This is a genomic window from Streptomyces beihaiensis (assembly GCF_026274175.1).
In the GTDB taxonomy this organism is placed as follows: Bacteria; Actinomycetota; Actinomycetes; order Streptomycetales; family Streptomycetaceae; genus Streptomyces; species Streptomyces beihaiensis.
In genome coordinates this window covers 25,048-43,000 of record NZ_JAPHNL010000244.1, presented here as the reverse complement: position 1 = coordinate 43,000, position 17,953 = coordinate 25,048, and the positions used below count along the sequence as shown (strand labels likewise).

Genomic DNA, 17,953 nt, shown 5'->3' with positions numbered 1-17,953 from the left:
CCCGGATTCCACTCGACCCCTCCGCCCCCTGCGACCGTTGGAGCCCCCTGATGACCCACCCCTTCGAGATCGACCACCAGGGCCTCGCGCCCACGCCGGCGCCCGAGGTGCCGGCGGCCCGCCGCGGCGGCCGTGTCGTGCTCCTCGCCGACGCGCCGCCCGAGCACGTCGACCCGGCGCAGATGTACATCGGTACGACCCTCGGTGTCGCCACCGGCCTGTTCCACCGCACACTCACCGGCTACATCGAGAGCCACGACGGCGGACCCCGGCGGCTCGTGGGCGACCTCGCCACGGACACCGGGCGCTCCACCGACGGTGGCCGCACCTGGACGTACACGCTGCGCGAGGGCCTCCGGTTCGAGGACGGCACCCCGATCACGTCCCACGACGTGGCGCACGCGATCGCCCGCTCCTTCGGGCCGAACGGCGTCTACGGCCCGCAGTTCGTCCAGCAGGCCCTCGACCCGGAGCGCGGCTACCGGGGCCCCGAGCAGGACGGGCCGTACGCACCCGGCGTGAGCACCCCCGACGACCGCACCCTCGTCTTCGAACTGTCCGAGGCGACACCGGGTTTCCCGTTCTTCGCCACCACGACCACGACCACCCCGGTCCCGCGCGACCGCGACACCGGCGCCGACTACGAGACGTCCTGGCTGTCGACCGGCCCGTACCGGGTGCGTGAGTCCCGGCCCGGCCGCCACATCCTGCTGGAGCGCAACCCGCACTGGGACCCGGCGACCGACCCGATCCGCCACCAGTACCCGGACGAGGTGCTGTGGGAGTTCGGTGTGGCGCGCGACCGGCAGACCGAGCGGCTGCTCGTACCCGTCGGCCGGGACCGGTGCGCGGTGGCCACCTTCGACGTGTCCGAGGAGCGTGTCGCCGAGGTCGAGGCCGATCCGGGGCTGCTGGCCCGTGTCGTCTCCGGACCCTCCGCCTACCTCCAGTACGTGTACGTCAACACGCGCCGTGTCACCGACGTCGACGTGCGCCGCGCCCTCAACTACGCCTTCGACAAGGGCACCTGTGTCCGTCTCGCCGGTGGCAGCGCGGGCGCCGAGCGGGCCGGGACCATCCTCGCCCCGATGGTCCCCGGCCACCGCGCCGAGGACGTCTACCCCTCGGGTGAGCACGGCGATCCGCTGAAGGCCAAGGAGCTGCTGGCCGGCAAGGAGCTGCGCCCGCTGGTCTTCGCCTACCCCGACACCGTGCCCAACGCCCCGGTGGCGCCCGCCGTCAAGGCGGCGCTGGAGGCGGCGGGCTTCGAGATCGAACTGCGGCCGGTCGACAAGGCGTCCTTCTACAGCCTCATGGGTGAGGCCGACAACGACTGCGACCTGATCTACGGAGTGTGGGGGCCCGACTTCCCGGACGCCTCCGGCGTCTTCGACGTCCTCTTCCGCGGAGACCGGCTCACCCGCAGCGGCAACATGAACCTGTCGTACTTCGACGACCCGGAGATCACCGCAGAGATCGCCGCCCTGGCGCAGGAACCGGACCGCACGGCCGCCGCGCGGCGCTACGCCGACCTGGACCGCCGCCTGATGGCCGAGCACGCGCCGGTCGTCCCCGTCTACTACAAGCGGCAGTTCACCCTCTACGGCCCCGGCGTGGGCGGTCTGTTCCTGAGCGCCCAGTACTTCGTGCCCAACCTCACCCGCATGTACGTCACCGCCTGACGGTCCACATCCGTACGACTGCGAAAGGAAGGTGGTCCGCGATGGTGGACCGCGTCACCGAGCTCTACAACAAGGAGAGCCTCCTCGACGGCAGCCCGCTGCCCACGATCATGACGGAGGTCGAGCGGGACCCCCAGCTCGCCAACTGGACCGGGTCGTATCTCTCCCGTCCGCTGTTCGTGGAGCGGCGCGAGATCGAGGCGTTCGCCGACGACGTCCTCGCCCTGTTCGACGTCATCACCTCCCTGCCCGAGCGGCTCTTCGGCGGCGACCTCGACGCCTACTGCGCCGCGCTCTCCATCGACGAGGGCCGCAAGAAGCTGATCACCCGCCTCGGCGGCACGACGCCGCCCCGGTACGGCCGCGCCGACATGTACCACGACGGCACCTCCTTCAAGCTGCTGGAGACCGGCATCGCCAGCGAGGTCGGCGGCGCCGACCGGGCCGGGGCCATCCCGCGCGCCCTGCTGGAGGCAGCTCCGTTCGCCGAGTTCGCCGAGCGGCACGGTCTCGGCTACACCCACACCGGGCGGGCCGTGGCGGGCGCGCTGGCCGGGGCGGGCGCCGCCGTCGCCGGCGGGCGTGAGCCCGTCGTCGCGCTCCTGGAGGGGCCGGGGGGGCTCGCGAACTACGCGAGCCACTGGAACACCTTCCGTGACGTCATGCGCGGCTTCGGCCTCGACTTCCATGTCGCCGAGATCGGTGACCTCACCTTCCCCGGCGGCAAGCCGCACCTGTCCGGGCGGCCGGTGGACGTGATCCTGCGCTGCTTCACCGTCGAGGAGATCATGGGCGACCCGCACGGCGCCGACCTCGTCGAGCCGGTCTTCCGCGCCCATGAGGACGGACGTGTCGTGCTGTTCACCCCGATGGAGAGCAACCTCTTCGCCAACAAGGCGTGCCTGGCCCTGCTCTCCGACCCCCGCCACCATGACAGCTTCACCGCCGCCGAACGCGAACTGATCGACCGGGTCCTGCCGTGGACGCGGTCCCTCAAGGACGCCGACGCCGAGCTGCTGGCCTACTGCCGCACCCACCGCGAGGAACTGATCCTCAAGCCGAACGCCTTCTACGGCGGGGTCGGCGTCATCGCCGGCTGGACCACCCCGCAGGAGGAGTGGAACAGGGCCGTCACGGCCGCGGTCGCGGACGGCGCGATCGTCCAGCGGCGCGTCGTACCGCGCAGCGAGCCCGTCGTGAACCCGCGGACGGGCGAGGTCGAGGACTGGCAGGCCGCGTGGGGCCTGTTCTACACGCCCGGCGGCTACGCCGGTGCCTACGCCCGAGCCGTACCGGCCTTCGAGAGCCCGGTCATCGGCGTCACCGCCTACAAGAACACCCGCACCGCGGGCGTTCTCCACTACTGACAGGGGGCCGACCATGGCAACACCCTCGGGCGGCGCACTGTCCAGGCTGCTGGACAGCACCCTGGTGCCGCGCAGCTCCATCGGCCGCAAGCTCGCCGTCACCGCACTGGTCAACGCGCTCGGCACCGGCATGTTCTACGCCGGTTCGGCGCTGTACTTCACCAAGGTCGTCGGACTGAGCGACGGCCAGGTGGGCCTCGGCCTCTCCCTCGCCGGGCTCGTCGGATTCCTCGGCACCGTGCCGGTCGGCATGCTCGCCGACCGCATCCGTGCCGGACGCGTCTACGTCGCCATCCAGGTGTGGCGCGGCCTGGGCAACCTCGCCTACTGCTTCGTCGGAAACTTCACCACCTTCGCCGTCGTCGCCTGCTGCATCGGCCTCGCCGACGCGTCCGTGCCGCCGGTCAGCCAGGCCGTCGTGGGCAACGCCGTCGGCGAGGAGGAGCGCGGCGACACCCTCGCCAAGGTGCGGGCGGTACGCAACGTCGGCTTCGGTCTGGGCGCGCTGGTGGCCACCGGCGCCATCCAGCAGGGCAGCCACAGCGCCTTCCTGGTGCTGATCGCGGGCAACGCGGTGTTCTTCCTCGTCTCCGCCGTCATGCTCCAGCGGGCCGGTGTGACCCGCCTGGCCACCGTCGCCGCGCCCGCCAGGAACCGCAGGCCCACCCTCGTCGCCGACCTGCGTTACCTGGCCACGGCCGGCCTGAACGGCCTGCTGTCCATGCACATGACGCTGCTGCCGCTGGCGCTGCCGCTGTGGATCTCGCAGCACACCGACGTCCCGCTCGCCGTGTACGGGCCGCTGTACGTGCTCAACACCGTCATGGCGGTGCTGCTCCAGGCTCGCTTCGCCAAGCCGTCCGACACGCTGCGCGGTGCGGTCGCCTCGATGACGTGGGCCGGGTTCTCGCTCGGCGCCTTCGCGCTGGCCTGCTGGGCGATGGGGGCGAGCCGGGCGGTCTGGGCGGGCGTGGTGTTCGCGGTGCTCGCCGTGGCGCTGCTCAGCGCCGCCGAGCTGTGGCAGTCGGCCGGAGCGTGGGCCATCTCGTACGAGCTGGCGCGCCCCGACCGACTCACCCAGTACCTGTCCACGTTCCAGCTGGGCACCGCCCTCCAGGGCATCGTCGCCCCCTGGGTGATCACCGCGCTGATCCTGCCGCACAGTCTGGGCTGGCCGGTGTTCGCGGCGGTGGCGGCGGTCGCGGGCATGGCGGTGACGGCGACCGTGGGGCGCGCGGAGATCAGAGCGCGGGAGGCGGCGTCGGTCACGCAGGCTGCGGCCGCCGGGGCCGAGTTCGAGCCCGAGCCCGAGGCAGCGGCGGCGGGAAAGGCGTCCTGACATGCCCAACATCCTCATCGTCAGCGGCGGTTCGAACCTGCACGTCATGCTGCGCGACCTCGGCCCGGACATCCGCACATCGGTGATCTGCCGGGCCTCGGCCCTCCCGCTGGTCGGCGGGCTCGCCGACAACCGGGCGGTCATCGTGCTCGCCGACGACACCCCCACCGAGGGCTGGCTGGCCGCGGCGCGGCGGCTGCACCAGGAGTGGCCGGTGGACCGGGTGGCCGCGTTCTCCGAGATCGACCAGGACCGCGCCGCGGCCGTCGCCGAGCGGCTGCGCGTGCCCTGCCACCGGCTGCGCACGGTGCGCCTGACCCAGGACAAGCTGCGGATGCGGCGTCGGCTGCGGGCCGCGGGCGTCGAGGACGTGCTGCATCTGCAGAGTGCCGACCTCGCCGAACTCACCGCCTTCCAGGAGGCGGTGGGCGGCCCGGTGGTGCTCAAGCCGACCTCGGGACGGGCCAGCGTGGGCGTCGCCGTCGCCGCGACCCCCGGCGAACTGCCCGCCGCGCTGACCGCCACCACCGGCGCCCGGGTGCCCCGGCTCGACCCGTCGCCGCCGCTGGCGGAGGCGTTCGTGCCGGGGCCCGAGTACAGCGTGGAGGCGGTCACTGCCGAGGGGGCGCACCACGTTCTCGCGGTGACGGAGAAGTTCAAGGACGCGGCGACGAAGGTGGAGACCGGCCATGTGATGCCCGCCCGCCTGGACCCGGACACCGAGCGTGCCGTCGTCGCACACGTGCGTACCGTCCTGGACGCCCTGGGCGTGGAGTCGGGCCCGACCCACACCGAGGTGATCGTGGGCCCCCGGGGGCCGGTGACCGTCGAGACGCACCTGCGGATCGGCGGCGACGAGATCCTCCACCTGGTACGGGACGTCAGCGGCGTGGACATCTACGACCTGTGGGCCCGGCAGGCCGCCGGCCTGTCCGTCGCGGACGATCCGGGCCTGTCCGTACGCCGCGGCGCACCGGTCTACGCGGGCGCGGCGGCCATCCGCTATCTCGCTCCCGACCTGCGCGGACGTCTGGTGCGCATCGAGGGCCTGGCGGAGGCGGCCGCGCTCGAAGGGGTGCGCGACGTGCGCCAGTTGCTGCCCGACGGCACCGAACTGACCGGCCTGCACAGTTCGTACGCCCGCCTCGCCCACGTCCGGGTGACGGCCGCCGACGCGGGCGCGGCCGTGGCGCTGGCCGACAAGGCGGTCGGGCTGCTGCGCCCGGTCACCGACTGAACCCCGCTGACGAGGAGCTCTTCTCCCATGACATCCATGACCGCCCCCAGGATCACCATCGCGTTCTACTCCTCCACCGGCAACGTCCTGCGTCTGGCCGAGGCCGCCGCCGAGGCCGCCGCCAAGACCGGCGCCGAGGTACGGCTGCGGCGGATCCCCGACCTGACCGCCGACACCGTCGTGCCGGGCACCGAGGACGCCGTCGCGGCCCGGCGCGAGGCCGTCCAGGACATTCCCGTCGCGACCAACGACGACCTGGTGTGGGCCGACGGCATCCTGCTGGGCACGCCGGTCCGCTTCGGGCTGCCCGCGGCGCCGGTCTCCGTCTTCGTGGACGCCACCGCGCCCGTGTCCATCCCCGGTCTGCTCGCCGACAAGGTGGTGTCGGCCTTCACCTCGGGATCGGCGCCGCACGGCGGCCAGGAGACAGCCCTGCTGTCGCTGTACAACGCCGTCTGCCACTGGGGCTCGTTCGTCGTCGCCAACGGCTCCACCGACCCGGTCCTCTTCCGCGAGGAGAACGGCAATCCGTACGGCACCTCGAACGTCACCCGCAACCGTCCGGGCAACGTCCACGAGGACAACATCGCAGCGGTCGAGTTCCAGGCCCGCAAGGTCGTGCGGGCGGCCGCGATCGTGGCCCGCGGGGTGCGCACTGGCACCGCGTGACCTGACACATTCCGAGCCATCTGACAGGGCCGGGAGACGGGCGTGGCCCCGCCCGGACACCGCGCGCGACGATTCCCGCGCGGCACGGAAAGACATTGTGGACTCGCGTCGCCGAAAGGGACTTTCAGTGATCACCACCGGAACGCACCCCGCCCAGCGGGGCACCCGACAGGCCACCCTCCCGGTCGGCATCCTGGGCACGGGATCCTGCCTGCCCTCTCGGATCATCACCAACGACGAGGTCGGCGCCCCGGCGGGCGTCGACGACGCGTGGATCCACAGCCGTACCGGCATCCGCGCCCGCCGCTGGGCCAAGCCCGACGAGGCCACCTCCGACCTGGCGGCCGCGGCGGGCCGCGCCGCTCTGGAGGACGCCGGTGTCCGGGGCTCCGAACTGTCCCTGGTCGTCGTGGCCACCTCCACCCCGGACTCCCCGCAGCCGCCCACGGCCAGTGCGGTCGCCGACGGTGTCGGCGCGGGCCTTGGCGCCGCTGCCTTCGACGTGAACGCGGTGTGCAGCGGCTTCGTCTTCGCCCTGACCACCGCCGAGCGCATGCTGCGCGACGCCGGCGGGTACGCCCTGGTCGTAGGCGCCGACATCTATTCCCGCATCCTCGACCCGCACGACCGGCGCACCGCGATCCTGTTCGGCGACGGGGCGGGCGCGGTCGTCCTCGGGCCCTCCGCCGCGGCACGCCCGCTCAGCGCCCGCCTGGCCGGATTCGGCGCCGACCGCGACCTGATCCAGGTGCCCGCGGGCGGCAGCCGGCTGCCCGCCTCCGCCGACACCCTGCGCGACGGGCAGCACTACTTCACCATGAACGGCCGCGCCGTGCGCGAGTTCGTCGCGGGCCGGGTGGCCCCGGCCATCCGCGCGTTCCTGCGCGATCACGCCGTCGACCCGGCCGACATCGACCATTTCGTCCCGCACCAGGCCAACGGCCGCATGCTCCAGGACCTCGCCGCACGGGTCGGCGTCCCCGCCGACCGCATGCGCACCACCGTCGAGACGTACGGCAACACCGGCTCCGCCTCCATCCCGGTCACCCTCGACGCGGCCGCCCGCCGGGGCGAGGCCCGCCCCGGCGACCGCGTACTCATGGCCGGGTTCGGCGGCGGCATGGCGATGGGGCTTGCGCTCCTCACCCTCTGACCTCAGGAGAAAACGTGATCGACGTCCTCACCGACGCCCAGGTCGACGCCTACCTGGACCGCATCGGCGCCCCGCGCCCCGAGAAGGCCGACTTCGAGGCGCTGCGCCTGCTGCAGGAACGCCAGTGCCTCGCCGTGCCGTTCGAGAACCTCGACTACCACCTCGACGCCGAGGTCCACATGGACGAGCGGGCCGTCCACAAGATCGTCGACCGGCGGCGCGGCGGCGGCTGCTACGAGGTCAACCCGGCCTTCGCGCTGCTGCTGCGCACCCTCGGCTACGAGGTGGAGATCCTGCCCGGTCAGGTCTACCGTCCCGAGGGCCCCGGCCCGTTCCTCGGCCATCTGGCGCTGCGGGTCCGCCTCGACGGGTTCGACTGGCTGGTCGACACCGGGTTCGGCCGCAACAGCAGGCACCCGCTGCGCTTCGACGTCACCGAGCCGCAGACCGACCCACACGGCACCTACGAGGTGCGTCCCAACGAGGAGTTCGGCGGCCACGACGTGTTCCTCGGTGGCCGCCCGCTGTACCGGGTGGGCGAGCGCGCGGTCCGGGTGGCGGACTTCGCCCCGACGCTGTGGTGGTGGCGCACCGCGCCCGAATCCCCGTTCCTCCAGGACCTGTTCTGCTCCCTGCCGACCGAGGACGGCGGCCGGATCACGCTCAAGGGCGACCGGCTGACCGTGGTCGGCGCGGACGGCCGCACCACCGTGGAACTGCCCGACGACGCGGCGGTGCTCGCCGCCTACCGCGAGCACTTCGGCATCGCCCTGGACCGGCTGCCCGGCCGTCCGGCCGACGGCAGCGCCGAAGTGCAGACGGGCTGAGCGCGCCATGACCGAAGCGCCGCACGGCCCGCCCGAGCCGCCGACCGACCCCGCCGAGCTCCCCGCCGTGTTCGCCAGAGCCTTCAACTCCGGTGACATCGCCGCTGTGGACCGCCTCTTCGCGCCCGGAGCGGTCTTCGTCACCGCACCGGGACGGTCCGTCAGCGGCGACGAACGACGCGCCGCGAACGCCGAGTTCCTGGGGCTTGGCATCCCGATGGACCTCACCCTGCGACACACCTACGTCTGTGACGACATCGCCCTGCTCATCGGCGACTACGTGATCTCGGGCACCGGACCCGACGGAACGCCGGTCCACCTGGAGGGCTCGGCCACCGACGTGGCCCGCCGCGGCCCGGACGGCCGCTGGCGCTACGTCATCGACAACCCGTCCGGCACGAGTCGCTGAGCGCGGCGTCAGCCGGACACATCGAGTACCGCGCATACCGCGCCGTGCCCCTTTCGGGCGCCGCCCGACCGCCCCATGAGCCCCTTCAGGAAGGAACCCCGTGCCGACCGCCGCCGACAGCGTCCTCGACCTGCCCTTCGACGCCGAGCCCGACCCCGAGGAGTACCTGCGCGCCGCCATGCGCTGGCACTTCTCGCCGGAGACGGGATCGCCGTTCTGGCTGGAGCGCGCCGGGTCGCTGGACTTCGACCCGCTGACCGACATCCGTACGTACCAGGACCTGACCCGGTTCCCGAACTTCGCGTCGCAGTTGCGCGACGTCCCGGCCGGTGACCTCATCCCGCGCGGCTACGGCGACCGCCCCGACGTCGTAGGCGTCTACGAGAGCGGCGGCACCACCGGCGCCCCCAAGCGGATCGTGCTGCTGCGCGACTGGCTGGACAGACTGATCGCCTGGAGCAGCGCGCAGCTGGACGCCCACGGTGTACCGCGGGGCGTGAACTGGCTCGTCGTAGCGCCGAGCGGACCGCACATGGTGGGCGACGTCATCAAGCACCAGACGGCGTACCGCGGCGGTCTCGCGTTCACCGTCGACCTGGACCCGCGCTGGGTCAAGAAGCTCATCGCCGAGGGCAAGGGCGCCGAGGCGGGAGCGTACGCCGAGCACATCGTCGACCAGGTCGCGTACGTGCTGCGCACCCAGGACATCGGCGTCCTCATGTGCACCCCACCGGTCCTGGAGCGGCTGGCGCACCGCGACGACCTCGCCAAGCTGATCGAACAGAAGGTCCGCGCGATCAACTGGGTGGGCACGCAGATGGACGCCGACACCCGGTACCTGTACCGCACCGAGGTCTTCCCGGACGCCAAGCTGTACAGCGGCTACGGCTCCACGATGATCCTCGGCAACGCCAGCGAGCGTCCCGGTCTCACCGACGACGAGCCGTGCGTCTACGACCCGTACTCCCCGTACATGACGTTCTCCGTCATCGACCCGCAGACCGGGCGCACGGTGGAGTACGGCGAGCGCGGCCAAGTGGTCATGCACCACGTGAGCAAGAGCCTTTTCATTCCGAACAACCTGGAGCGCGACCACGCCACCCGGTGCCGCCCGGCCCCCGGCCGCGCACAGACCGGGGACAGTGTCGCGGACATCGCGCCGGTCAAGGAGTTCGACGACGAGACCGTCATCGAGGGGGTCTACTAGATGAGCACCGGCCTCATGGAGCTGGACGCGCTCGGCCCGCGCGGTACCTTCCGCTCCCGCAACCGGACCGTCGTCACCGATGTCGCCGGCACGCCCGTCGCCGAACTCGGCCTGGTGCCGAAGCTGTTCGTCTCCCGCGCCATGACCGCCCTGCACCGGGCCGAGTCGCTGCCCGCCGCCGAGCGGTACGCCGCCCTCGCCAGGGCTGCCCGGATCTTCACCGGGGAGGTCGTCGCGGGGCTGTCGTTCGACGCGTACGAGCACACCGTGTCCCGTGTCTCCGGTGTGCCCCGGTCCGTGGTGCGCGCGGCCACCGCCGCGATCGCCGAGGCCGCCGAGCGGGCCGAGTACTGCGCCCGCCAGCCGCGCCCGGCCGGGGCCGTCGGCGACTGGCGCGACCCGGCGACCCGGCAGGGCAGCGCCGTGTGGACCCGGCGCGGAAACGTCTTCGCCGTGCACGCGGCGGGCAACCATCCGGGTCCGCACTCGTTGTGGCTGGAGGCCCTGGCCCTCGGGTACCGGGTCGCCGTGCGGCCCTCGCGCCGGGAGCCGTTCACCCCGCACCGCCTGATCAGCGCGCTGCGTCTGGCCGGCTTCGGCGACGACCAGGTCGTCTTGCTGCCCACCGACCACGACGCCGCCGACGAGATCCTGCGCGGCGCCGACCTGGGCCTGGTGTACGGCGGCGACGACGTGGTTCGCAAGTACGCGGGCAGCGACGTACTGCCGCAGGGCCCGGGACGCTCCAAGATCCTGCTGACCGCGGGCACCGACTGGCGTGACCACCTCGACACCATCGTCGACTCCGTCAGCCACCAGGGCGGGGTCGCCTGCATCAACGCCACGACCGTCCTGGTCGAGGGCGACCCGGCGCCGCTCGCGGCGGCCATGGCGAAGCGGCTCGACGGCATTCCCAGCCTGCCGCCCGAGGACGAGAAGGCCGTCCTGGCGGTGCAGCCGGTGGACAGCGCCCGCGCCGTCGAGCGGTATCTGCTCGCCCAGGCGAAGGGCACCGTCGCCCACCTCGGCGGGGACGGTGTCGTCGAGGAACTGCCCGGGGGCGGCGCCGTCCTGCGCCCCGCGGTGCATGAGCTGGACCGCCCGGACGCGCCACAGGCCGGTGTCGAACTGCCCTTCCCCTGCGTGTGGGTGGCGCCGTGGACGCCCGCCGACGGGATCGGACCGCTCAGGAACAGTCTGGTGCTCACGGCGTTCACCGACGACGAGAAGCTCGTCGACGCCCTGCTCGACGAGCCGACGATCAGCAATGTCCACCTCGGCGACCACCCCACGTACTGGATGCGGCCCGGCGTCCCGCACGACGGGTATCTCGGTGAGTTCCTGATGCGCACCAAGACCGTCATCCGTGACTGAACCGTCCTCCACCCCGAACCCCCTCCGCCCCGAACCCCTGACCCCGTGCCGACGGCGCGGGGTCAGGGGTGCTTCCACCACCGACCGAAGGCAGCCGCACGATGGCCATCCGCCTGAACCACACCATCCTCAACGCCCGTGACCGCGACGCCACCGCCGCCTTCCTGGTGGACGTCCTGGGTCTGAGACCGCCGCGCCACTACGGGCCGTTCCTGGTCCTCGAACTGTCCAACGAGGTCAGCCTCGACGTCTACGCCGTGGACGGCGAGATCACCTCCCAGCACTACGCCTTCCTCGTCGACGACACCGAGTTCGACGCGGTCCTCGCCCGCGTCCGGGCCCGTGGCCTGACCTGGTTCGCGGACCCCTTCCACCAGCAGCCGGGCCGGATCAACAACTGGTACGGCGGCCGCGGCGTCTACTTCGCCGATCCCAACGGCCACAGCCTCGAAGTCATGACCCGCCCCTACGAAATGGACTGACCGTGCCCCTTCACAGCGAAACGGCAGAGCTCCAGGCCGCCGGGCCGGTGCTGCGGCCCGGCGACCCCGGCTACGACGAGGAGCGGCTCGGGTACAACGTCGCCCTGGACGACCGGCCCGCCGTCGTCGTCGGCGCGAGCGGCACCGAGGACGTGCGCGCGGCCGTCCGGTACGCGGCCGCGGTCGGCCTGGGCGTCGCCGTCCAGGCCACCGGACACGGCGTCTCCCGCGCCACCGACGGCGAGCTGTTGATCAGCACCCGCCGCATGAGGTCCGTCCGGATCGACCCGGAGCGCGCGGTGGCGACCGTAGCGGCGGGCACCCGCTGGCAGGAGGTCGTCGCGGCGGCCGCCCCGTACGGCCTCGCCCCGCTGAACGGCTCCAACCCCGGCGTGGGCGCGGTCGGTTACACCGTCGGCGGCGGCATCGGCCTGCTCGGCCGCCGCTACGGCTACGCCGCCGACCACGTGCGCCGCCTGGACGTCGTCACCGCCGACGGGCGGCTGCGCACCGCCACGGCCGAGCAGGAGCCCGACCTGTTCTGGGCCGTGCGCGGCGGCAAGGGTAACTTCGGGATCGTCGTGACCATGGAGGTCGACCTGTTCCCGGTCGCCGAACTGTACGGCGGCGGCCTGTACTTCGGTGCCGGCGAGTCGGCCGCGGCGCTGCACGCCTACGCCGAGTGGACCGCGTCCGTGCCCGAGGAGATGTCCTCCTCCGTCCAGCTGATCCGCTACCCCGACCTGCCGGCGCTGCCGCCGGAGCTGCGCGGACGACACGTCACGCACATCCGCGTCGCCTGGTCCGGTGACCCCGCCGAGGGCGAGCGCTGGGTCCGGCCGCTGCGCGCGGCAGGGCCCGCCCTTCGGGACACCGTCCGCGCCATGCCGTACGCGCGGGTGGGATCCATCCACCACGAGCCGCCGGGTCCGGTGTCGGTGTACGACCGGAACGCGGCGCTGCGTGAGCTGACCCCGGCGGCCGTCGACACGCTGCTCGGCCTGGCCGGTCCCGACGCGGGGCAGCCGTACTTCGCCGAGGTGCGCCACCACGGCGGGGCCTACGCGCGCCCGCCCCGCGTGGCCAACGCGGTGGCCGGCCGGGACGCGGCGTTCCTGCTGTTCTCCACGTCGGTCCTGGAGCCGGGTGGGCTGCCGGTGGTGCGTGCCGCGCACGACGGGCTGTACGGCGCGATGCGCCCGTGGAGCACGGGCGGGGCGTTCGTGAACTTCTTCGGCATCGACGACACCGGCGCCGAGCGGGTGCGCGCGGCGTACACGGCGGTGGACCACGCGCGGCTCACGCGGGTCAAGGCCGCCTACGACCCGGAGAACCTGTTCCGGCTGACGTATCCCGTCGAACCGGCACCGGCCGTGCGCTGAGCCTCGCGCCCGACGAACACCGGTGAGGGGGACGGACCACCGGTCCGTCCCCCTCACCCGTCCCGCGTCTCCCGCGTGTCTCCTGCGCGCCCTGGGTCAGGGCGTGAAGTCGGCGGCGTGATCGGCAGCCCACTCGGCGAACGTGCGCGCGGGCCGCCCGGTGATCCGCTCGACGGTGTCCGACAGGTGGGTCGGCACGCCGTCGGAGTGGGCCCAGTAACTGAACACCGCGTCGGCCACCCACGGCGGCACGATCTCGGCGAGGTCCTCGCGCGCCTGGCGCGGGGTGCGCTCCTCGAATCGGAGGGGGCGGCCGACGACTTCGGAGATGATCTCCAGCTGCCGGCGCTGGGTCACCGACTCGGGTCCGCTGATGAAGTAGCTCTGCCCCTCGTGTCCCGGTTCGGTCAGTGCCTTCACGGCGACCGCCGCGATGTCCTTCTCGTGGATGACGTCACTGTGCGACTCGGGGTGGGGAAAGCGCACCTTGCCCTGTTCCCTGATGCTCTGGGGCCAGCCCCACATCAGGATGTTGGTCGCGAAGTTGTGCGGACGCAGGAAGGTGTGCGCGATGCCGGACTCGACGACCGCGGCCTCCGCCGAACGGTGCATCTCGGCGATCGGTTCCTGGCCGGGGAAGGCGTCCGTGACCGTCTGCGAGGACAGCAGGACGACGTGTTTGACCCCTGCCGTGCGCGCGGCCGCGAGGAACTCGGTGATGCCCTGCCCGAACGCGTACAGGAAGACCTTCTCCACACCGTCGAGGGCGGCGGCCAGCGTCTCGGGCCGGGTGACGTCGACCGCCACCGCCTCGACGCCTTCGGGGCCCTGGACGCGCTCGGGGCTGCGGGCGCCCGCGCGGACCGGCACGCCCTCCGCGGCCAGCTGGGCCACGACCTCACGGCCCACCTGGCCGGTGGCACCGGTCACCAGAATCTGTGCGGGGGACATCGGTCACTCCTTGACGTCGGCGAGTACGACCCGGTGGCCGTCGGCTGGGCGGGTACGGCGTGCGGGCTTCGAGAACCGGCGGGTCAGCGGGCGCTCCACCAGGGTGTAGAGGCCCCATGACAGGACGACGGTGACGCCCACGGCGGCGGTCAGCAGCAGGGCCGTGTCGAGCGAGGAGAACATCCGCTGCCCCAGCAGCTTGCGCCCGTAGGCGAGGACGACGAAGTGCAGCAGGTAGAAGGCGAACGAGATCTCCCCGAGCCAGGTCATCACCCGGTTGCGGAAGGGGGTGTAGCGATTCTTGGTGTCCGCGACGGCGGCGGCCGCGATCAGCAGCACCACGGGGATCACGCAGGTGGCGCGCTGCCCGTACAGGTACGGCACGTACGCGGTGAGCACATAGCCGCCCACGAGCAGCAGCGCCGACGGGATCAGGCCGATGTTCCGCCAGCGTCCGGCCCGGACGGCGTGCGCCACCAGCATGCCGAGCGCGAAGTCGGCCATGCGGACCGGCGGAAGCACGTAGGTGACCCAGTACTGCACCACGGAGCTGGTCTCGCCGCCGGGTATGCCGGGGGTGTCGGGCAGCAGGGCGTAGGCGAGCATCGGCGTGGCGATGACCGCGACGACGGCGCCGGTGATCCAGTACTTGAGGCGGGCGGGGTCGATGCGCCGGAACAGGGCGTGCAGCAGGGGGAACGCGGCGTAGAAGAACGCCTCCGCACCGAGCGACCAACTCGGCGGGTCCACGCTGAAGTAGGTGTTGAACTCGGGCGACCACACCTGCACCATCAGCAGGTTGGCCACCGACGTCCCCACGGGGGTGTAGGCGGAGGCGAAGAGCACCATCGCCAGCGCCCACGCGATCACGTAGCTCGGGTAGATCTTCACGAACCGGCGGCGCCAGAAACCCCGCACGGTGTCCCGCTCGCGCGCGGACCAGGTCAGGACGAAGCCGCTGAGAACGAAGAAGAAGGTGACGCCGAGTCCGCCGGCCTGCCCGGCGACCCGGTAGAAGTTCCCGACCGCGGCGTCGTCGCCGAGCAGCCGCAGCGCCGGGATCGGCAGCGCCGCGTGGTACAGGAACACGCACAGGGCGGCGGGGAACCGGAGTCCGGTCAGGGAGGGAAGCCGGCTGAGGCCGGAAGGCGACGGGTCGGGCGGCGCCGGACGGAGGTCCTCGGCGGCGTCGGCCGACGGGCTCCTCTCGATCATCTGGCCGTGAGCCATGAAAAACCATCCTTGGATATGCAGTTGTTGCGGACGGAATGCGCGGCTGATCGCCGCCGGTCCCGATTAGACTGCGGGCGTCGCTTTTCGGTCAGGGGGTCGCCGGATAGTCTGTCAGCTGGCCCGCCCGTCTCCTTCCCCGCCGCCGCGACCTGACAGACTGTGCGCTCGGCCCTCTCCCTCGCCCGGTGTTCTCTCCTAGCCTCCTCGAAGGCGCGCACACGGCCCGCTTTTCCGGTAGTGCCGCGCAATGAGTGACCGTCATGGCGCATTGGCGCAGTTAAGGGGAGACATATGCCCATCGTGTCCGCGGGCGAGGCCCGCGTGGACTACCAGGTACGCGGATCAGGCACCGGTGTGCTCTTCGTCCACGGCACCGGGTTCGGCGCCGAGGGGACGTGGGGGCACCTCGCGGACGCCTTCGCCGACCGCCGGACCGTGCTGCTGCCGGACCTGGCCGGCTGCGGGGCCACCGAGGACGACGGCGGCGAACTCACCGTCGAGCGGCTCGCCGCGCAGGTGATCGGTGTCATCGAGGACGCGGGCGGTGAGCCGGTCGACCTGGTCGGCTTCTCGCTCGGTTCCGTCATCTCCGCCACCGTCGCGGCCACCCGCCCCGACCTCGTACGACGTCTGGTCCTCACGGCGGGCTGGGCCGGGCCCGACGACGAGTACCTGCGCAACCACATGACCGTGTGGCGTGCGCTCGCCGACGACGCGGACGCGTTCGGCCGCTTCGGCACGATGACCGCGTTCAGCCGGAACTTCCTCAACTCGGTCGGCCGGGAGCAGCTCGAAGGCATCATCCAGGGCAACCGGCCCACCGAGGGCGCCCTGCGGCACATCGACCTCAACCTGCGCGTCGACATCCGGGACCTGCTGCCGAAGATCGAGGCGCAGACGCTGGTCATCGGCTGCGCCCTGGACAACACGGTTCCCGTGCCGAACTCCCGGGAACTGAGCACCGCCATCAAGAACAGCTCGTACGCCGAGCTGGAGAGCGGTCACGTGGTGGTGTACGAGAAGCCCGCCGAGTTCGTGAAACTCGTGCAGGACTTCATCTTCCAGGACTGATTCCGAACAGAGAAAATCCACCGACGAGGCGGGGCCGAGCATGTCCGGCCCCGCCTCTTTCATGTACGGAAAGGAATACCCATGACATCCGAGAAATCGGGTGGAACCGGAAAGGGAACATCCCTGCGCCGTCCGGCTCTCACACTGGCACTCCTCGCGCTGGCCCAGCTCATCACGTCGCTCGACTACAACATCGTCTATGTGGCCCTGCCGGACATCGGTGACGGCCTTCATTTCTCCGCCCAGACGCTGCAATGGGTGGTCAGCGCCTACGCCGTGGTCTTCGGCGGTTTCCTGCTGCTCGGCGGCCGCACCTGCGACCTCGTGGGGCGGCGCCGGGTCTTCGTCCTGGGGCTGGCCCTCTACGGGGCGGGTTCGCTGTTCGGTGGCCTCGCCGGCCAGCAGCAACTCCTGGTCGCGGCACGCGCCTTGCAGGGACTTGGCGGAGCGTTCCTCTTCCCCGCCACCCTGTCGCTCGTCGTCACCTCGTTCGCGGAGGGACGTGAACGCAACCGGGCCCTCGCCGTGTGGGCCGGAGCCGGAGCCAGTGGCATGGTCGTCGGCTCGCTGCTCGGCGGCGTCCTGACCCAGGCGTTCGGCTGGGCGGCGGTGTTCTACGTCAACGTGCCGCTGGCGTTGGCCGCGATCGCCCTGGCCTTCGTGCTGATCCCGGCGGACGGCGAGCGCCCCACGGGTCGCTCCTTCGACCTGCCGGGCGCGCTGACCGGCACCGCGGGCGCCACATCGGTCGTCTTCTCCCTGGTCCAGGGCCCGCAGTCCGGTTGGGCGTCCGCCCCGGTGCTGGGCGCGGCGGCGGCCGGTCTCGTGCTGCTCGCGGCGTTCCTGGTGATCGAGCGACGCAGCGCCGAACCGCTCATGCCGCTGCGGCTGTTCCGCAACCGGAACCTGTCCACCGGCGTGGCCACGACGTTCATGTTCATGGCGACCTTCGGGTCGCTGCTCTACTTCGAGACCGTCTACTTCCAGAGTGTGCACGGCTACAGCGCGCTCAGGACCGGTCTGGCCTTCCTGGTGCCGATGGTCGCCGGTCTCGTCGGCTCCACTCTCGGCGGGCGTCTGGCCACCCGGTTCGGCACCCGCAACACGATTCTCGCCAGCCTGGCCGTGGGGGCGGTCGGCACCCTGCTGCTGGCGCTGCCCATGGACGCGTCCGGCTCGTACGTGGCCCTGGTGCCGGGCCTCATCGTGCTCAGCCTCGGCCAAGGAGCCCTCTACACCAGCATGTTCGCGGCGTCGTCGTCCGGCGTCGACCCGATGGAGCAGGGCATCGCCTCCGGCCTCGTCTCCACCGGGCAGCAGGTCGGCGGTGCCGTGGGTCTGGCGCTGCTCGTCGCCGTGGCCAACTCCGTCACCGGCGACCCGGCCACGGGTGCGGCACTGCGCTCGGCCACCACGGACGGCCTGCGCACCGCGGTCCTGGTCGCGGCGGGCGGTATCGCGGCGTCCCTCGCGATCGCCCTGAACTTCCGCCGCGCCGCCGCGCGGGAGCCGGCCGCCGGCGCCGCGGTCGCCGACGCCGTGGAGACGGTGCCCTCCTGACCGTTCCCGG

The 17,953-nt window shown here is 72.2% G+C and carries 16 protein-coding genes; 14 read left to right on the top strand and 2 right to left on the bottom strand.

The genetic code is table 11. The features are described 5' to 3' along the window. Nucleotides 1-50: 50 nt before the first annotated feature. The 12 genes from OFY01_RS19140 (at nt 51) to OFY01_RS19085 (ending at nt 13,128) form a co-directional block, all read left to right on the top strand. Nucleotides 51-1,682, top strand: coding sequence for an ABC transporter substrate-binding protein (locus OFY01_RS19140; RefSeq protein WP_266601513.1), 1,632 nt, complete (start codon nt 51-53; stop codon nt 1,680-1,682). Nucleotides 1,683-1,723: 41 nt separating this feature from the next. Beyond that, nucleotides 1,724-3,049, top strand: a complete 1,326-nt coding sequence (locus tag OFY01_RS19135; protein WP_266601511.1) for a hypothetical protein — start codon at nt 1,724-1,726, stop codon at nt 3,047-3,049. A gap of 13 nt (nt 3,050-3,062) precedes the next feature. Further along, nucleotides 3,063-4,388, top strand: a complete 1,326-nt coding sequence (locus OFY01_RS19130) for an MFS transporter (protein ID WP_266601509.1) — start codon at nt 3,063-3,065, stop codon at nt 4,386-4,388. A gap of 1 nt (nt 4,389) precedes the next feature. Beyond that, on the top strand, nt 4,390-5,625 hold the full coding sequence (locus tag OFY01_RS19125; RefSeq protein WP_266601507.1) for an ATP-grasp domain-containing protein: 1,236 nt from the start codon (nt 4,390-4,392) through the stop codon (nt 5,623-5,625). A 27-nt stretch (nt 5,626-5,652) separates the two neighbouring features. Continuing rightward, nucleotides 5,653-6,294 (top strand): flavodoxin family protein, encoded by a 642-nt coding sequence (locus OFY01_RS19120; RefSeq protein WP_266601505.1) that lies wholly within the window; start codon nt 5,653-5,655, stop codon nt 6,292-6,294. A 130-nt stretch (nt 6,295-6,424) separates the two neighbouring features. Continuing rightward, the gene (locus OFY01_RS19115; RefSeq protein WP_266601539.1) at nt 6,425-7,447 is read left to right on the top strand and encodes a 3-oxoacyl-ACP synthase III family protein; all 1,023 of its coding nucleotides are present in this window, start codon (nt 6,425-6,427) and stop codon (nt 7,445-7,447) included. A 14-nt stretch (nt 7,448-7,461) separates the two neighbouring features. Next, nucleotides 7,462-8,274, top strand: coding sequence for an arylamine N-acetyltransferase family protein (locus tag OFY01_RS19110; protein WP_266601503.1), 813 nt, complete (start codon nt 7,462-7,464; stop codon nt 8,272-8,274). A 7-nt stretch (nt 8,275-8,281) separates the two neighbouring features. Then, entirely contained in the window at nt 8,282-8,683 is a 402-nt protein-coding gene (locus OFY01_RS19105) for a YybH family protein (RefSeq protein WP_266601501.1), read from the top strand. Nucleotides 8,684-8,783: 100 nt separating this feature from the next. Beyond that, nucleotides 8,784-9,890, top strand: coding sequence for a phenylacetate--CoA ligase family protein (locus tag OFY01_RS19100; protein ID WP_266601499.1), 1,107 nt, complete (start codon nt 8,784-8,786; stop codon nt 9,888-9,890). Next, nucleotides 9,891-11,264, top strand: coding sequence for an aldehyde dehydrogenase family protein (locus tag OFY01_RS19095; protein ID WP_266601497.1), 1,374 nt, complete (start codon nt 9,891-9,893; stop codon nt 11,262-11,264). A 101-nt stretch (nt 11,265-11,365) separates the two neighbouring features. After that, nucleotides 11,366-11,746, top strand: a complete 381-nt coding sequence (locus tag OFY01_RS19090) for a VOC family protein (protein WP_266601495.1) — start codon at nt 11,366-11,368, stop codon at nt 11,744-11,746. A 2-nt stretch (nt 11,747-11,748) separates the two neighbouring features. Next, a complete protein-coding gene (locus OFY01_RS19085) occupies nt 11,749-13,128 on the top strand; it encodes an FAD-binding oxidoreductase (protein WP_266601493.1) in 1,380 nt (459 codons plus the stop codon). A 96-nt stretch (nt 13,129-13,224) separates the two neighbouring features. Here OFY01_RS19085 and OFY01_RS19080 read toward each other — a convergent pair whose 3' ends face one another. Both OFY01_RS19080 and OFY01_RS19075 read right to left on the bottom strand, forming a co-directional pair. Continuing rightward, a complete protein-coding gene (locus OFY01_RS19080) occupies nt 13,225-14,079 on the bottom strand; it encodes an NAD(P)H-binding protein (protein WP_266601491.1) in 855 nt (284 codons plus the stop codon). Between the two features lie 3 nt (nt 14,080-14,082). Further along, nucleotides 14,083-15,309, bottom strand: a complete 1,227-nt coding sequence (locus OFY01_RS19075; RefSeq protein WP_266601489.1) for an acyltransferase family protein — start codon at nt 15,307-15,309, stop codon at nt 14,083-14,085. 294 nt (nt 15,310-15,603) lie between these two features. Here OFY01_RS19075 and OFY01_RS19070 point away from each other — a divergent pair, with 294 nt between their 5' ends. Together OFY01_RS19070 and OFY01_RS19065 are read left to right on the top strand one after the other, a co-directional pair. Beyond that, nucleotides 15,604-16,383, top strand: coding sequence for an alpha/beta fold hydrolase (locus tag OFY01_RS19070; RefSeq protein ID WP_266601487.1), 780 nt, complete (start codon nt 15,604-15,606; stop codon nt 16,381-16,383). An 81-nt stretch (nt 16,384-16,464) separates the two neighbouring features. Continuing rightward, nucleotides 16,465-17,943, top strand: coding sequence for an MFS transporter (locus OFY01_RS19065; RefSeq protein WP_266601485.1), 1,479 nt, complete (start codon nt 16,465-16,467; stop codon nt 17,941-17,943). Nucleotides 17,944-17,953: the final 10 nt, after the last annotated feature.

Excerpts from the sequence above, each read along its gene's own strand:
- OFY01_RS19140 (WP_266601513.1), top strand. The coding sequence starts at position 51 with ATGACCCACCCCTTCGAGATCGACCACCAGGGCCTCGCGCCCACGCCG.
- OFY01_RS19135 (WP_266601511.1), top strand. The coding sequence starts at position 1,724 with ATGGTGGACCGCGTCACCGAGCTCTACAACAAGGAGAGCCTCCTCGAC.
- OFY01_RS19130 (WP_266601509.1), top strand. The coding sequence starts at position 3,063 with ATGGCAACACCCTCGGGCGGCGCACTGTCCAGGCTGCTGGACAGCACC.
- OFY01_RS19125 (WP_266601507.1), top strand. The coding sequence starts at position 4,390 with ATGCCCAACATCCTCATCGTCAGCGGCGGTTCGAACCTGCACGTCATG.
- OFY01_RS19120 (WP_266601505.1), top strand. The coding sequence starts at position 5,653 with ATGACATCCATGACCGCCCCCAGGATCACCATCGCGTTCTACTCCTCC.
- OFY01_RS19105 (WP_266601501.1), top strand. The coding sequence starts at position 8,282 with ATGACCGAAGCGCCGCACGGCCCGCCCGAGCCGCCGACCGACCCCGCC.
- OFY01_RS19095 (WP_266601497.1), top strand. The coding sequence starts at position 9,891 with ATGAGCACCGGCCTCATGGAGCTGGACGCGCTCGGCCCGCGCGGTACC.
- OFY01_RS19090 (WP_266601495.1), top strand. The coding sequence starts at position 11,366 with ATGGCCATCCGCCTGAACCACACCATCCTCAACGCCCGTGACCGCGAC.
- OFY01_RS19080 (WP_266601491.1), bottom strand. The coding sequence starts at position 14,079 with ATGTCCCCCGCACAGATTCTGGTGACCGGTGCCACCGGCCAGGTGGGC.
- OFY01_RS19075 (WP_266601489.1), bottom strand. The coding sequence starts at position 15,309 with ATGGCTCACGGCCAGATGATCGAGAGGAGCCCGTCGGCCGACGCCGCC.
- OFY01_RS19070 (WP_266601487.1), top strand. The coding sequence starts at position 15,604 with ATGCCCATCGTGTCCGCGGGCGAGGCCCGCGTGGACTACCAGGTACGC.
- OFY01_RS19065 (WP_266601485.1), top strand. The coding sequence starts at position 16,465 with ATGACATCCGAGAAATCGGGTGGAACCGGAAAGGGAACATCCCTGCGC.